Below are 14,973 nucleotides of genomic sequence, written 5' to 3' on the forward strand. Positions count from 1 at the left end.
GCCAGCACCGCACCAGGAAGGTGTCCCTCCGTGGAAAACGGCGCCGCCCCGACCGCCAAGCCCGTGATCGTCGCGATCGACGGCCCCTCCGGCACGGGCAAGTCGAGCACGTCGAAGGCTGTCGCCGCGCAGCTCGGCCTGAGCTACCTGGACACCGGCGCCCAGTACCGGGCGATCACCTGGTGGATGGTGAACAACGGCATCGACCTGGAGGACCCGACCGCCGTCGCGGCCGTCGCCGGCAAGCCGGAGATCGTCTCCGGCACCGACCCGGACAAGCCGACCATCACGGTCGACGGCGTGGACGTGGCCGGCCCGATCCGCACCCAGGAGGTCACCTCCAAGGTCAGCGCGGTCAGCGCGGTGCCGGAGGTGCGCTCCCGGATCACCGAGCTGCAGCGCACGATCGCCGCCGGCGCGGAGAACGGCATCGTCGTCGAGGGCCGTGACATCGGTACGACCGTCCTTCCCGACGCCGACCTGAAGATCTTCCTCACCGCCTCACCGGAGGCCCGCGCGGCCCGCCGCAGCGGCGAGCTGAAGGGCGCCGACGTCCACGCCACCCGCGAGGCGCTGATCAAGCGGGACGCGGCCGACTCCAGCCGCAAGACCTCTCCGCTCGCCAAGGCCGACGACGCGGTCGAGGTGGACACCACCGAGCTCACCCTCGCCCAGGTCATCGAGTGCGTCGTCACCCTGGTCGAGGAGAAGCGGGCCGGGAAGTGAGCCGACCGCCGGTTGCTTCGCCGCGGGGCGCCGAGGTCGGGCGGCGCATCGGCGTCGGCCTGATGTACGGGCTGTTCAAGCCGCGCGTGCTCGGCGCCTGGAAGGTGCCGGCCACCGGCCCGGTGATCTTCGCCGTGAACCACTCGCACAACATTGACGGCCCGATGGTCATGGGCGTGGCGCCCCGGCCGACGCACTTCCTGATCAAGAAGGAAGCCTTCATCGGCCCGCTGGACCCCTTCCTGACCGGCATCGGCCAGCTGAAGGTGGACCGCGCCACCGCCGACCGCACGGCGATCTCCCAGGCCCTCGGCGTGCTGGAGAACGGCGGAGTGCTGGGCATCTTCCCGGAGGGCACCCGGGGCGAGGGCGACTTCGCCTCGCTGCGCGCCGGGCTCGCCTACTTCGCGGTACGCAGCGGGGCACCGATCGTGCCGATCGCCGTACTGGGAAGCACCGACAGACGCGGACGGTTGATAAAGGGGCTCCCGCCCCTGCGCTCCCGCGTCGACGTCGTCTTCGGTGACCCGTTCGACGCGGGCGACGGAACCGGGCGGCGTACGCGCAGGGCGCTGGACGAGGCGACCGAGCGCATACAGAAGCAGCTCACCAGCCACCTGGAAAACGCCAGGCGCCTGACCGGGCGCTAGGCGACACTTGAGTAGTGGATCAGCCCATGCGGGGCTTTTCCACCGATCACCACGAATGAACGACGAGGTACGGACTTCATGAACGACGACATCCAGCCCGGCGACTCGGCTGAGCACGAGTACGACCACGGGGCTCTCGGCGACGCCGAGTACGCGGAGTTCATGGAGCTCGCCGCGGAAGAGGGCTTCGACATCGAGGACGTCGAGGGCGCCATCGAGGCGGCGGGCCACGGTCCGCTGCCCGTGCTCGCCGTCGTCGGCCGCCCCAATGTCGGCAAGTCGACCCTGGTGAACCGGATCATCGGCCGCCGTGAGGCGGTCGTCGAGGACAAGCCGGGCGTCACCCGCGACCGCGTCACCTACGAGGCCGAGTGGGCCGGCCGCCGCTTCAAGGTCGTCGACACCGGCGGCTGGGAGCAGGACGTCCTCGGCATCGACGCCTCCGTGGCCGCCCAGGCCGAGTACGCGATCGAGGCGGCCGACGCGGTCGTCTTCGTCGTGGACGCCAAGGTCGGCGCGACCGACACCGACGAGGCGGTCGTACGGCTGCTGCGCAAGGCCGGCAAGCCGGTCGTGCTGTGCGCCAACAAGGTCGACGGCCCGAGCGGCGAGGCCGACGCGGCCTACCTGTGGAACCTGGGCCTCGGCGAGCCGCACCCGGTTTCGGCCCTGCACGGCCGCGGCACCGGCGACATGCTGGACGCCGTCCTGGAGGCGCTGCCCGAGGCGCCCGAGCAGTCCTTCGGCACGGGCGTCGGCGGGCCCCGCCGCATCGCGCTCATCGGCCGCCCGAACGTCGGCAAGTCCTCCCTGCTGAACAAGGTGGCCGGCGAGGAGCGCGTCGTCGTCAACGAACTGGCGGGCACCACCCGCGACCCGGTCGACGAGCTGATCGAGCTCGGCGGTGTCACCTGGAAGTTCGTCGACACCGCCGGTATCCGCAAGCGCGTCCACCTCCAGCAGGGCGCCGACTACTACGCCTCCCTGCGCACGGCGGCGGCCGTGGAGAAGGCCGAGGTCGCCGTCATCCTGATCGACGCCTCCGAGAACATCTCCGTGCAGGACCAGCGGATCATCACGATGGCCGTCGAGGCGGGCCGGGCTGTGGTCATCGCCTACAACAAGTGGGACACCCTCGACGAGGAGCGCCGCTACTACCTGGAGCGCGAGATCGAGACGGAGCTCGGCCAGGTCGCCTGGGCCCCGCGCGTGAACGTCTCGGCGCGCACCGGCCGCCACATGGAGAAGCTGGTCCCGGCGATCGAGACCGCCCTCGCCGGCTGGGAGACCCGCGTGCCCACCGGCCGCCTCAACGCCTTCCTCGGCGAGCTGGTCTCGGCCCACCCGCACCCGGTCCGGGGCGGCAAGCAGCCGCGCATCCTGTTCGGCACCCAGGCCGGCACCAAGCCCCCGCGGTTCGTCCTCTTCGCCTCCGGCTTCATCGAGGCCGGCTACCGGCGCTTCATCGAGCGCCGCCTGCGCGAGGAGTTCGGCTTCGAGGGCACCCCGATCCACATCTCGGTGCGGGTGCGCGAGAAGCGCGGCGCGAAGAAGAAGTAGTAACGCGGGTACGACGCGAAGGGCGGCACCTGGTCCTCCAGGCGCCGCCCTTCACCGTGTGCCGGTCACATGCCCCGGCGCGGCCCCGGAGGCAGCGCCGCCGGCACGTGATGCATCCCGGTGTCGTGCTGCTGCCGGCCCAGCGTGCCGATCCGCTGCCACTGCGACTGCTGCCGTGCGCTGTAGGCCCCCGCGCTGTAGGCGCTGTACGAGCTGCTGAACGACCCCGCCCGGTGGCCGCCGTAGCCGCCCGTGCGGTCAGGGAGCTGACCGAAGGGGCTGAACCTCAGCCCCTCCTCCCCGCTCCGGTCACCCGGCAGCGTACGGAAGCTCTTGACCCACTCCGCGTAGAGCGAGTCGTAGATCGGCGTGGCCGAGGCACCACCAGCCCCTTCCTGCCCCGTTCGGGCAGAAGGGATGGTGGAGAAGGATGACCGGCGGGGAGGAGTGTCGTATGCGTGCACGTATGTCCAAACGACGGCACCTCTGAAGAGATACGGCCACCCAAGGGGGCGCGAGGCTGCATTCCATATGCGGCTCCGCCGCGTGAACGCGGCCCCCATCTGTCAGGCGGAGGAATCACGTACCCGCAAGAGGAAGCGCCGCGGCAACCAGCTTCCCGCCGGCCGCCGCCTTGTCGAGGGACTCCCGCAGCAGATCCTCCCGCGGCTGCCGCCCGATCGACCCCACCGGCGCCGCGAACATCAGCACCTGCTGGTGCTTGTTGGCGGCGGCCCGCCAGCTGTCCGTCACCTGCAGCGGCTGATGCGCCTGCCACCAGGCGACCGGCTGCCCGCCACCCGCCGACGGCTGCAGCACCGCGTGCAGCTGGCCCGCGGCGAGCAGCACCGACCAGCCGTGCAGCACCGGCGGCACCGACGCCAGCTCGGTCACCGGCATGAACCCCTGCTCGATGAGGAGCGGAAGGAAGTCGTCGCCGGCCCCGGTCGTGCCCGGGCGCACGATCGGCGAGGTCGGCTCGACCACGAGCGCGGGGTGCAACTCACCCTCGATCAGGACGAGTCCGCTGGTCACGCCGAGCACCGCGGGCTCGGTCGCGGGCTGCTGCGGTGCGCCCCCGGTTTCCTCGCCGGCGATCCCGCCGATGGAACGGACGGCGCCCTGCAGCTGCTCCTCGGTGACCTGGACGACCTGCGAGGGCAGACAGCTGGCGTGGGCGAAGGCGAGGACGGCGGTCTCGTCGCCGACGAACAGAACGGTGCTGGTGCGCTCCTGCGCGGAGTCGCCCGGCGTGCGGCAGGACGTGCAGTCGTAACTGCCCGGGGCGTTCTCTCCGGCGAGCAGCCGGTCGGCTTCTTCGTCGCCGATCTCGGCGCGTACGGCGTCACTGACGTCGAGCATGCGCGGCACGGTGGCTCCCTCGGGATGCGGTGCTGGGTCGGCCGGGTGGCTCCCGGCCGATGAGCCCCGGGGTTCCGGGCTCATGAAGAAGACAACGGGCGTCCTGTGGTGGGAGTCACGCCTCGAGGGCGACCGGTTCGAACCAAGCAGCGCACACGGTCACCTTGTGTGCGGAATCCGCCACTCACTGTCAACTCCTCGCCACGTCAAGGAACTTGGTGGGGTGAGGTGAGTCACAGATCGCTTCAGTCGGTGGTCGAAAAATCGGGAAATCAGCGCATGTAGTGGGTGGCTGAAAATCGCCGATACTCGCGGTAACGGGCAACTGGCCTGGAATGACGGTGAGTTGGTTGATTCCGACCGCTCGACCTCCCTACATTCCTCCGCCGTGTGCAACGAGCACCGCTCGGGTACGTCCGACGGCCGGCACCGGCAGAGCACCGACGCCGGCACCGGCCACGCGGACGGGGCGGGCACGACCGACCGCGTTCCTGCGCGGCGAGGCGTGCTCCGTCTGGGGGAGCCCGGGTTCGTGGAGAGGGAATTACATGTCCGAGTGTGCCGATACCACCCGCAGCACCGCTCGCAACGACGGCGCCCGCAAGGGCCGTACGACGGCCGCGCTCGCCGGAGCCGCCCTGCTGGCCCCACTGGGCCTGCTGGCCGCCACCGGCAACGCCGCAGCGGCGGACAACGGGGTGTGGGACCGCATCGCCCAGTGCGAGAGCGGCGGCAACTGGCACATCAACACCGGCAACGGCTACTACGGCGGGCTCCAGTTCTCCGCCGGCACCTGGCGAGCGTACGGCGGCACCGCCTACGCCCCGACGGCCGACCAGGCCTCCAGGAGCGCGCAGATCGCCGTCGCCGGCAAGGTTCAGCAGGCCCAGGGCTGGGGCGCCTGGCCCGTTTGCTCGGGCCGCGCCGGAGCCTCCGGTGCCGCTCCCGCGGCGGCGCACACCGGCTCCTCCGGTACGCCGGACTCGAAGGGCGTGACGACGAAGTCCGCCCCGACGAAGTCCGCCCCGGCCAGGTCCGTTCCGGCGAAGACGCCGGAGCGCCCGTCGGCCCACACGGGCCGCAGCGCCTCCCGCGGCGACTACACCGTCCGTGAGGGCGACACCCTGAGCGCCATCGCCGCCCGGCACGGGACCACCTGGCAGCGGATCTACGCCGCCAACAAGAAGGTCATCGGCGACGACCCCGACCTGATCGTGCCCGGCCAGCGCCTCGCGCTCTGAGCCTCGCCCGGTCCGCCCGGGACAGCCGCTGTTCCCATCGAGGACAGCGGCTGTCCGCATCCCCTGGCAGACTCGGCCCCATGTTGGAGACCTCCGCACGTCTGTTGCGCCTGCTCTCGCTGCTCCAGGCCCACCGCGAGTGGTCCGGCGCCGAACTCGCCGGCCGGCTCGGCGTCACCGCGCGCACGGTCCGCCGGGACGTGGACCGGCTGCGCGAGCTGGGCTACCCGGTCAGCGCCAGCCCCGGCACCGGTGGCGGCTACCAGCTGGGCGCGGGCGCCGAACTCCCGCCGCTGCTGCTGGACGACGACGAGGCCGTCGCCGTGGCCGTCGGCCTGCGCACCGCCGCGGGCCAGGGCATCGAGGGCATCGGCGAGACCTCCGTACGCGCCCTCGCCAAGCTGGAGCAGGTGCTGCCGAACAGGCTGCGCCGCCGGGTGAGCGCCCTGAACGCCTTCACCGTGCCGATGATGAGAAGCGGGCCGCCGGTGTCGCCGGTCGACCCGGTGCTGCTCACGGAAATCGCGCACCTGTGCCGGGACGCCGAACGGCTGCGCTTCGAGTACGAGAGCCACGACGGCACCGCCAGCCGGCGTACCGTCGAGCCGCACCGGCTGGTGTGCAGCGAGCGGCGCTGGTATCTGGTCGCCTGGGACGTCGACCGGGCGGACTGGCGGACGTTCCGCGTCGACCGGATCACACCCAGGCCGCCGCACGGGCCCCGCTTCGTCCCGCGCGAGCCGCCCGCCGAGGATCTGGCCGCCTATGTCTCGAAGGGCGTCTCCACGCGCGCGTACGCCACGCACTCCGCGGTACGGCTGCTGGTGCCGCTGCACGAGGCCGCTGAGCGGATCTCACCGTCCGCCGGCACGCTGGAGGCCGACGGCGCTGACGCGTGCGTCCTGCGCTCCGGCGCGGCGAACCTGGACGTGATGGTCGTTCACGTCATGATGCTCGGCTTCCCGTTCGAGGTGATCGAGCCCGCCGAGCTGACCGAGGCGATCAGGCGGGTCCGGGACCGGCTGGACGCGGCTCTGGCTGCCGCGCCTGGGGCACAGGCGGTGTACGGCGGTCATGTGTCGGATCGGTGAAATTCCTATGCGGCGTCAGCCGGCGTGTTGTGGCTCCGGATTGCATGGGGAATCGCACTCCGGAGCCGTCCGGGTCGGCGCTGCGGCGCTTTTCCCGGGGTAATGGAAGGGGTGCGGCGCGGCACGTGAATTCCGGTCGATAGCCCCGCTGAGGCCTGCGGAAACCCTCGTACGTGTGAAGGAGATCGAGGGATACCTCCGCCGCGAAGCTGTGACAGAAGTGTGACGGGAGTCTGATAGGACTCTTACCCTGCGCTGCGGGGTAGCGTGGCGGCATGGCACCGATTCCCACTCCGCCAGCGGAGCCCCAGGACAGTCCGGACGGGTATGTCGGCCTCGATGCCGCGGACGCCGAGCGGCTCGCTCGGCAGCGGGGGTGGTCGACGGTGCGGTCGTTGCCGCCGGGGGCGATCATCACCATGGAGTACCGGGCGGGGCGGCTGAACTTCGAGGTGCGGGACGGTCTCGTCGTCCGCGCCTGGAAGGGATAGCAGGTCTTTCGTCCGCGGGTCCGTCGTGGCTGGTCGCCGGTATGACCAAGGCCCCGTTTCCCTCCTCGGGGACGCGGGGCCTTCGTCGTGGGGCGGGGCGGTGGTGCGTACCGGGCCCCGCTGCCGTACCTGCCGTCAGCCGCCGGTCAGCGGGCGGGCCGGCTGGGTGGTGCCGCGGGGCAGGCGGTGGTCGGCGTGGGGTGGGCGGCGGCTGCCCGCCGGGGTGACCGGGGTGCGTTCCGAACGGGTCGTGTGCGGACCCGGGGCCAGATGGGCCAGCCCTCTGGAGGCGCGGGTCGAGGCGACCGGCTCGCGTGCCGGGGCCGGCTGCTCGGCCGGTGTGGCCCGCGGCCTGAGCACCACCGGCGTGACCGGGACGGCCGGTTCGGGCACGGGGCGGCCGCGGCGGGCACGCCAGAGGTCGCGCAGAGCGAACACCGCGGTCTCGACCAGGGCGAACAGCGGCTCGAACCAGGGCAGGGCGAGCAGGATCAGCAGGCCCGCGGCCCAGCCCAGCAGGACGTCGCTCAGCCAGTGCGTACCGAGGTAGACGGTGGTGAGGCCGACGCCCAGCGCCGTGATCGCGGACAGTGCCGACAGCCAGCGGCGCGCTCTCGGGGTGGAGGCCAGGTAGGCCAGGATGCCCCAGGTCACCACCGCGTTGGCGGTGTGGCCGCTGGGGAATATATCGCCGCCCAGGCCCATCTCGTTCGAGCCGATCACGGTCGCGTAGTGCGGACCGAGGCGCCCCATCCCGAGCTTGGCGGCGCCGACCGTCATGTTCAGCAGCAGCAGGGAGGTGGCCAGGGTGAGCAGCGGGCGCAGTGTGTGCTGCCGCCAGGAGCGCCAGCCGAGCCAGGCCGCGACCATCACCGCGGTGGGGCCGCGCTGGCCGAGCACCACGTAGTAGTCGAGGAAGGCGTGGATCTGCGGCCACTGCTGGTACGGCCGGAAGAACATGACCTGCCAGTCGAGCCGGACCAGCCAGGACGTGATCACCACGGCCCACACGATCGCCAGGTAGAACGCCAGGGTCGCGGTGAAGAGAACGACCCGGTGCCGGCTCATCCTTGGCACATCGATGTGGGCCGGTCGTTCCGGCTCACGGTCGAGTCTGGCGAACACCCGGTCCAGACGCCGGGTGAGGTTTCGTTCGGTACGCACCCAATCGACGTTACAGCGAGTGAGCTGTGTTCCCGGTCGTAACAGCGGCTTTGTGATGACGATGTGATGTGGGAAACCTCTCAAGGGCGCCCGAATTCCAGCGATTCCGCAATCCTGTGACGCTGTTCTCTTCAATTCCTTTGATCATGCCGGGTGTTCTTTATATGGCGCTTATGAATGCGTTAGCCGGGTCCTGGCGCGGAATTCTCCGGAGCGTCATCGGCCGTGGATGCCGCTCACGGCGGACCGGAACCGTTCAGCCAGAAGGCCCCGTAGACTGCCGAAGCGACCGCCCATACGGCCGTGACCAGCATGGATCGGGACGTGCGCAGTCGGGCGAGGGCGCAGGCGAGCGGCAGCAGCAGCGGGAAGGCGGGCATCAGCAGCCGCGGCTTGGAGCCGAAGTAGCTCGACGCGCACAGGGCGAGTGCGAGGACGACCCCGGTGTACACCAACAGTGCGACGGGCTGACGCCGGCGCACGCCGGTCATGTACAGCCACAGCAGCAGGGCGACCCCGGCGGTCAGGCCGACCCCGGCGAGGGCGGACGGAATTGACGTGAACTTGTCGGCCACGAAGCGGGCGAATGCGTAGCCGCCGTCGAAGCCATTGCGCCATCCGGCCTGGACGTCCAGGTATCCGAGCGGCCCCTTGCCGGTCCGCTGCCCGACCCACAGCACGTAACCGGCGGCCCCGAGCGGCGCGACGAGCATGCCGAGGGCGACCCGCCCGCGCGAGGCAACAGCAGTGGCCGTAGCGGCTCCTGGTGTGCAAGTGGTTGAAGGGGCGTGAGAGGAGGCGCGCTCGTCTTCCTGCGCGCCGCGCGGACGCTCTGGGGCGCGTTCGCTGTCGAGTGCGCTCGATGGATGCGCTGGGGCGTGTGGGGTGTCGTGTGCGCCGGACGCGTGCATCGCGCTCCGCTCCCGCACGAACGAGATCACGCCCGCCGTCCACACCGCCGCGACCACCGCGGCCCCCACCGGCCGGGTCAGCCCCGCCAGTGCGGCCAGCGTGCCCGCGGTGACCCAGCGGCCGGTCAGCAGCGCATACAGCGCCCAGGCCGCCAGCGCCGTGAACAGCGACTCGCTGTACGCCATCGACTGCACGATCCCGACCGGCAGCACCGCCCACAGCAGGACGGCGCCGACCCCGACCCGGGCGCCGTACACGCGGTCGGCGACCGCGAAGATCCCGCAGGCCGCGGCGAGCGAGGCCAGCACGCCGACGACGAAACCGGCGTCCGCGTACGACAGCGGCAGGCTCGCGTGCAGCAGTCGCTCCAGCCAGGGCAGCAGCGGGAAGAACGCCAGGTTGGAGTGCACGTCTCCGTTGGGCAGCCGTACCTCGTAGCCGTATCCCAGTCCGGCGACCCGTGTGTACCAGAGGGAGTCCCAGCGCGCGGTCAGCAAGGTGTACGCGCTCTTGCCGCGCGCGGCGCTCCACACCGCCAGCACCACCAGCCCCAGGGCGCGGACCGCCGCGTAGCCCAGGAGGGCCGGGGCCGCCCGGCGCAGAAGTGGGGCGCGGGGTGGGGCCGCGCGCGTGTCGAGATCGGTCACGGACTCGATTATCGACCGGCGGTGGAACCGGATCGGACCATGGGGCGTGGTCGGGAGAGAGCGACGTGGCGTACGCCACACGGGTTCCGTCGAGCGTGTGAGAGGTCCGCCACGTGCCCCTGTGGCGAACTCGCGTACGCTGACGAGTCACCCGCGTGGGTTCGCGCGGGCCGGAGACACCGCTCCTCTCCGGCCGTACGACAGGGACTCCCCACCCTGTCGGTCCGCCCCAACGCGAGGCTCATCTGGGAGGTACGTACATGTCCGGGACGACCACGGCTGCCGTACGGCCGTGCCGTCGGGCGGCCGGGGCCGGTGCGGGCCGCTGGGTCGTCCTCGTCGTCCTCTGCGTCAGCCTGCTGCTCGTCGCCCTCGACGCGACCGTGCTGCACGTGGCGGTGCCCGCCGTCACCGAGGACCTCAAGCCCGGCGCCATACAGCTGCTCTGGATCGTCGACGTCTATCCGCTGGTCTGCGCCTCGCTGCTGATCCTCTTCGGCACCCTCGGCGACCGGGTCGGGCGCAGACGCGTGCTGCTGCTCGGCTACGGACTGTTCGGTGTCGCCTCCGCCCTGGCCGCGCTCGCGCAGACGGCCGAGACGCTCATCCTCGCCCGCGCGCTGCTCGGCGTCGGCGGCGCCATGATCATGCCGGCGACCCTGTCGATCCTGCGTCAGGTCTTCCCCGACCGGCGCGAGCGCGCGCTCGCCATCGGCATCTGGAGCGCGGTGGCCGCCGTCGGCGCGGCCGTCGGACCGCTGCTCGGCGGGTTCCTGCTGGAGCACTTCTGGTGGGGCGCCGTCTTCCTCGTGAACATCCCGCTGATGCTGGTCAGCCTCCCGGTGGGCCGGATTCTGCTGCCCGAGTCCCACGGCGACCGCGGTGGCCCCTGGGATGTCGTCGGTGCCCTGATGGCGGCCGGCGGTCTCTTCGGTGTCGTCCTCGGTGTGAAGCGGCTGGGCGGCGGCGAGGCGCCGGCGAGTCCCTTCACCGTGCTGCCGCTGCTGGCCGGAGCGGCCCTCCTGTTCTTCTTCGTGCGGCGGCAGCGACGGCTCCCACATCCGCTGGTGGACCTGCGGATGTTCCGCCGGCCCGCGTTCAGCACCTCGGTGGGCTGCATCGTGCTGGCCATGCTCGCGCTCGTCGGCCTGGAGCTGATCGCCGCCCAGTACCTGCAACTGGTGCTCGGGCTCTCCCCGCTGCAGACCGGTCTGAGGCTGCTGCCCCTGACCATCGCGGCCATGGCGGCGGGCCTGACGGGCGCGCGGATGCTGCGCCGCTTCGGGCCGCGCCGGATGGTCTGCTTCGGCTTCTGTCTCACCGCGGCGGCGGTCGGGACGCTCATGGCGATGGGCGGCACCGACAACGCCCCGCTGCTGCTGTCCGGTTTCGTACTGCTCGGCTTCGGCCTGGAGACCACGCTCTTCGGGGCGTACGAGTCGATGCTCAGCGAGGCCCCGGTGGACCAGGCCGGCGGGGCGGCGGCGATCGGGGAGACGTCGTACCAGCTCGGTGCGGGCATCGGCATCGCGCTGCTCGGCAGCGTGATGAACGCGGCCTACGCCCCGGGTCTGCGCGCGGTGCCGGGCGTCCCGCCGCACGCCTCGGACGCGGCGGGCCACTCGCTCGGCGAGGCCTACGACATCGCCGGACGCCTCGGCGGTCCGGCCGGGGTGGCGCTGCGCCGGGCCGCGCGGGACTCCTTCGTGCACGGACTGCATGTGACGCTGCTGGTGAGCGCGGCGCTGTTGCTGATGGGCGCGGTGATGGCGCTGCGGCTGCCGCGGGTCATGCAGTGCGCGGAGCCCGCGGTGGCGGTGGAGTTGCCCGCACCGCGGGAAGTGGCGGAGCCGCGCGTCACGGCCTGACGCACTGGACGTGCGGGCCACTGCACCCGTAACGTCGGCCTCAAAATGCTGACTAGCGGTGCTAGTTTCTTGTGTGCCGGAGGGTGTCCCCATGTCCGCGTCCTCGAAGTTGCCCCCCTTCGATCCCGCCGACCCGCTCGGGATCGACGACCTGCTGGAACCGGAAGACCTGGCCGTGCGGGACACCGTGCGGGCCTGGGCGGCGGACCGGGTGCTGCCGTACATCGCCGACTGGTACGAGAACGGGGAACTGCCCGGCATCCGGGACCTCGCGCGCGAACTCGGCTCCCTCGGTGCCCTCGGCATGTCCCTGACCGGATACGGCTGCGCGGGCGCGACGGCCGTGCAGTACGGCCTGGCCTGCCTGGAGCTGGAGGCGGCGGACTCGGGCATCCGGTCCCTGGTCTCCGTGCAGGGCTCGCTCGCCATGTACGCGATCCACCGGTTCGGCAGCGAGGAGCAGAAGCAGCAGTGGCTGCCGCGCATGGCGGCCGGCGAGGTGATCGGCTGCTTCGGGCTGACCGAGCCCGACCACGGCTCCGACCCCGCCTCCATGCGCACCCACGCCAAGCGCGACGGCGACGACTGGATCCTCAACGGCCGCAAGATGTGGATCACCAATGGATCGGTCGCCGGGGTCGCCGTCGTCTGGGCGCAGACCGAGGACGGCATCCGCGGATTCGTCGTGCCCACCGACCGCCCCGGGTTCTCGGCGCCCGAGATCAAGCACAAGTGGTCCCTGCGCGCCTCCGTCACCAGCGAACTCGTGCTGGACGACGTACGGCTGCCCGCCACCGCCGTACTGCCGGAGGTCACCGGACTGCGCGGACCGCTCAGCTGTCTGTCCCACGCCCGGTACGGCATCGTCTGGGGTGCGATGGGGGCGGCGCGCAGCAGCTTCGAGGCGGCCGTGGAGTACGCGAAGACGCGTGAGCAGTTCGGGCGGCCCATCGGCGGCTTCCAGCTCACCCAGGCCAAGCTCGCCGACATGGCGGTCGAACTGCACAAGGGAATCCTGCTCGCCCACCATCTCGGGCGGCGGATGGACGCCGGCCGCCTGCGCCCCGAGCAGGTCAGCTTCGGCAAGCTCAACAACGTCCGCGAGGCCATCGAGATCTGCCGTACGGCGCGGACGATTCTCGGTGCCAACGGGATCTCCCTCGAATACCCCGTGATGCGGCACGCGACCAACCTGGAATCGGTGCTCACCTACGAGGGCACCGTCGAGATGCACCAGCTCGTGCTGGGCAAGGCGCTCACCGGGCTCGACGCCTTCCGCTGATCCCCGTCAGCAGGCAGGGCCGGTGAGCGGCCCTGCCTCAGCTCTGGTTGAAGAAGCCGTCCTCGCGGTGAGCGGACGCCTCACCGCTGATGATCTCCGTGTCGGCGGGCGTCAGCAGGAACACCCGGTTGGAGACCCGGTCGATCGAGCCGCGCAGACCGAAGATGAGCCCCGCCGCGAAGTCCACCACGCGCTTGGCGTCGGCGGGCTCCATCGCGGTGAGGTTCATGATGACCGGGACGCCTTCCCGGAACAGCTCGCCGATGGCGCGGGCGTCCCGGAAGCTGTCCGGGGTGACCGTGCCGATCCGGCGGCCCTTGTCCTCGGCCGTGTCCGCGGCCACCTTCACCCGGGGGTCCGTGACCCAGGCGTCCCCGGATTCGGTGCCCTCGGAGTACTCGTCGTCGTAGTAACGCTCGTCATCGTTGTCGTCGACGAGGCCGAGCCACGCACTCGCCTTGCGTACCGATCCCATGGACGCCTCCTCTCACAGCGGTCTTTCTTGCTTTCCGCATCCCTATGGTCATCCATGATGCGGACGGCGCGCCAAGTGGATAGACGCCGCGCGGGGGGTTTGTGACGGTACTGGTGCACAGGCGATCCGTCGAGAGTCCTTGTGCCCCAAGGGTCCTGACACATACGGCTGCTGACTGAGAGTGAAATATGATAGTCGGCGGCGGACGGGTGATGATCGGTGCGTCCGGGTGAACGACAATCTCGTACCACGTCACGAGGGATCGCCGGGGGCGGAATCGTCAGACCGTGTGTTGATCGTGACGGACCAGGTCCGACCCCTCGCTCCTGACGCAGAATCAGGCCCGGTGGTCCGCTTGGTCCTTCAGTTCCGGCGGGCTGATCCGGGACTTCGTGATGGCCGAGCCCGTCGTGCCCCACTTCTTCAGGATCTTGGCGTACGTGCCGTCGGCCAGCAGTCTGTTGACCGCCGCCCGGAAGGCCGGGGCCAGCCCGGTGCCCTTCTTGAAGGCGAAGCCCACGTCCAGGCGGTGGTACTCGTTCAGGAACTTCAGTCCCGGCTGGTGGGCCACGGCGTAACGCAGGCCGTTGATCGTGGACATCACGATGTCGCTGCGGCCCTGCTGAACGGACGACCAGATCGCGCTCTGCTCGGAGTATGTCTGCACCTGGTACGCCTTCTTGCCCGCGTCGGTGCACACGTGCTTGTTCTCCTCCAGCGTGGCCTCGAAGGTGGTGCCGGCGCCGGTCGCCACGTTCAGGCCGCACAGTTGCCGGAGGTCGGTGATCTTCGTCAGCTTGCTGTCCTTGCGGGTGGCGAAGCCCTGGCCGTCGTTGACGTAGGTGACGAAGTCGATGGTCCTGCGGCGCTCGTCCGTGACGCCGAAGTTGCTCGCGCCGAAGTCGTACTTGCCGCTGTCCAGCGCGGGCAGGATCGCCTCGAAGCTCGCCTGCTCCACCTTCAGCCTGATGCCGAGCACCTTGGCGACCGCCTTGGTGAAGTCGACGTCCTGGCCGGTCAGCGTCGTGCCGTCGGACAGGTAGGTGGTGCCGGGCGGAGTGCCGCCGACGCTGATCGCGACGGTGAGGCGGGTGGTGCCGGCGGGCAGCAGCCCGGCCGCCGCGTCGTCCTTCTTCTCGCCGGAGACCACGTCCGTGGTGGGCACCTCGCCGGACCTGACCGTCACGGCGGACGTGTCCGTCCCGCCCGAGCCGCAGGCGGTGAGGAACAGGGCAGCGGACACAATGCCGACAAAAGGCATGAAAGGACGCGTACGCATCGGTGGCGGCCTCCTGGGAGCAGACAGGGTGCAGAGCGCGAGGGGAGGGGTGCGCGTGTGAAGGCGAGGAACAAGAGGGAGAGGGAGAGCGCGAACACGCCCGCTCACAGGGCAGGCGCAGGCAGGGGGTCAGCTCAACAGGAAGAGGACCACACACGACCGAAGTCGATGTGGGAGCGCGTGACCAGCCGCTGCTGTGGATGCATGGGCCAAGTGGAACAGGCA

14 protein-coding genes are annotated in these 14,973 nt (G+C 70.9%); 8 read left to right on the forward strand and 6 right to left on the reverse strand.

All coding sequences use genetic code 11. The features are described from left to right. Positions 1-30 precede the first annotated feature (30 nt). The 3 genes from cmk (at position 31) to der (ending at position 2,936) form a co-directional block, all read left to right on the forward strand. On the forward strand, positions 31-726 hold the full coding sequence (cmk, locus tag ABZ624_RS22070) for a (d)CMP kinase (protein WP_360091360.1): 696 nt from the start codon (positions 31-33) through the stop codon (positions 724-726). Next, positions 723-1,376: a lysophospholipid acyltransferase family protein gene (locus tag ABZ624_RS22075; RefSeq protein ID WP_360091363.1), complete on the forward strand. Its 654-nt coding sequence runs from the start codon at positions 723-725 to the stop codon at positions 1,374-1,376. The genes cmk and ABZ624_RS22075 overlap by 4 nt, the downstream gene beginning before the upstream one ends. Before the next feature lie 78 nt (positions 1,377-1,454). Continuing rightward, on the forward strand, positions 1,455-2,936 hold the full coding sequence (gene der, locus ABZ624_RS22080; RefSeq protein WP_360091365.1) for a ribosome biogenesis GTPase Der: 1,482 nt from the start codon (positions 1,455-1,457) through the stop codon (positions 2,934-2,936). Positions 2,937-3,001: 65 nt separating this feature from the next. Here der and ABZ624_RS22085 read toward each other — a convergent pair whose 3' ends face one another. Further along, positions 3,002-3,400: a hypothetical protein gene (locus ABZ624_RS22085; protein WP_360091368.1), complete on the reverse strand. Its 399-nt coding sequence runs from the start codon at positions 3,398-3,400 to the stop codon at positions 3,002-3,004. Between the two features lie 115 nt (positions 3,401-3,515). Then, a complete protein-coding gene (locus ABZ624_RS22090; RefSeq protein WP_360091371.1) occupies positions 3,516-4,307 on the reverse strand; it encodes a hypothetical protein in 792 nt (263 codons plus the stop codon). A gap of 539 nt (positions 4,308-4,846) precedes the next feature. On the opposite strand from ABZ624_RS22090, the gene ABZ624_RS22095 reads away from it, so the two are divergent. The 3 genes from ABZ624_RS22095 to ABZ624_RS22105 all read left to right on the forward strand — a co-directional run bounded on the left by ABZ624_RS22095 (position 4,847) and on the right by ABZ624_RS22105 (position 7,121). Next, entirely contained in the window at positions 4,847-5,539 is a 693-nt protein-coding gene (locus tag ABZ624_RS22095) for a transglycosylase family protein (RefSeq protein WP_360091374.1), read from the forward strand. 80 nt (positions 5,540-5,619) lie between these two features. Beyond that, on the forward strand, positions 5,620-6,630 hold the full coding sequence (locus ABZ624_RS22100) for a YafY family protein (RefSeq protein ID WP_360091377.1): 1,011 nt from the start codon (positions 5,620-5,622) through the stop codon (positions 6,628-6,630). Positions 6,631-6,905: 275 nt separating this feature from the next. After that, the gene (locus ABZ624_RS22105) at positions 6,906-7,121 is read left to right on the forward strand and encodes an I78 family peptidase inhibitor (RefSeq protein ID WP_360091380.1); all 216 of its coding nucleotides are present in this window, start codon (positions 6,906-6,908) and stop codon (positions 7,119-7,121) included. 135 nt (positions 7,122-7,256) lie between these two features. Here the strand turns inward: ABZ624_RS22105 and ABZ624_RS22110 are convergent, their stop codons facing one another. Next, positions 7,257-8,285: a phosphatase PAP2 family protein gene (locus ABZ624_RS22110; protein WP_360091383.1), complete on the reverse strand. Its 1,029-nt coding sequence runs from the start codon at positions 8,283-8,285 to the stop codon at positions 7,257-7,259. A gap of 236 nt (positions 8,286-8,521) precedes the next feature. Then, positions 8,522-9,844 (reverse strand): hypothetical protein, encoded by a 1,323-nt coding sequence (locus tag ABZ624_RS22115; protein ID WP_360091386.1) that lies wholly within the window; start codon positions 9,842-9,844, stop codon positions 8,522-8,524. 260 nt (positions 9,845-10,104) lie between these two features. Here ABZ624_RS22115 and ABZ624_RS22120 point away from each other — a divergent pair, with 260 nt between their 5' ends. Next, entirely contained in the window at positions 10,105-11,712 is a 1,608-nt protein-coding gene (locus ABZ624_RS22120; RefSeq protein ID WP_360091389.1) for an MFS transporter, read from the forward strand. Between the two features lie 91 nt (positions 11,713-11,803). Continuing rightward, positions 11,804-12,994 carry an acyl-CoA dehydrogenase family protein gene (locus ABZ624_RS22125; RefSeq protein WP_360091392.1) on the forward strand — a complete coding sequence of 397 codons (1,191 nt, stop codon included), beginning with the start codon at positions 11,804-11,806 and terminating at the stop codon, positions 12,992-12,994. A gap of 37 nt (positions 12,995-13,031) precedes the next feature. Here the strand turns inward: ABZ624_RS22125 and ABZ624_RS22130 are convergent, their stop codons facing one another. Next, a complete protein-coding gene (locus tag ABZ624_RS22130; protein WP_360091395.1) occupies positions 13,032-13,469 on the reverse strand; it encodes a cell division protein SepF in 438 nt (145 codons plus the stop codon). A gap of 337 nt (positions 13,470-13,806) precedes the next feature. After that, positions 13,807-14,748: an ABC transporter substrate-binding protein gene (locus tag ABZ624_RS22135; protein WP_360091398.1), complete on the reverse strand. Its 942-nt coding sequence runs from the start codon at positions 14,746-14,748 to the stop codon at positions 13,807-13,809. Positions 14,749-14,973 lie beyond the last annotated feature (225 nt).

The organism is Streptomyces sp. NPDC007205, from assembly GCF_040634095.1.
In the GTDB taxonomy this organism is placed as follows: domain Bacteria; phylum Actinomycetota; class Actinomycetes; order Streptomycetales; family Streptomycetaceae; genus Streptomyces.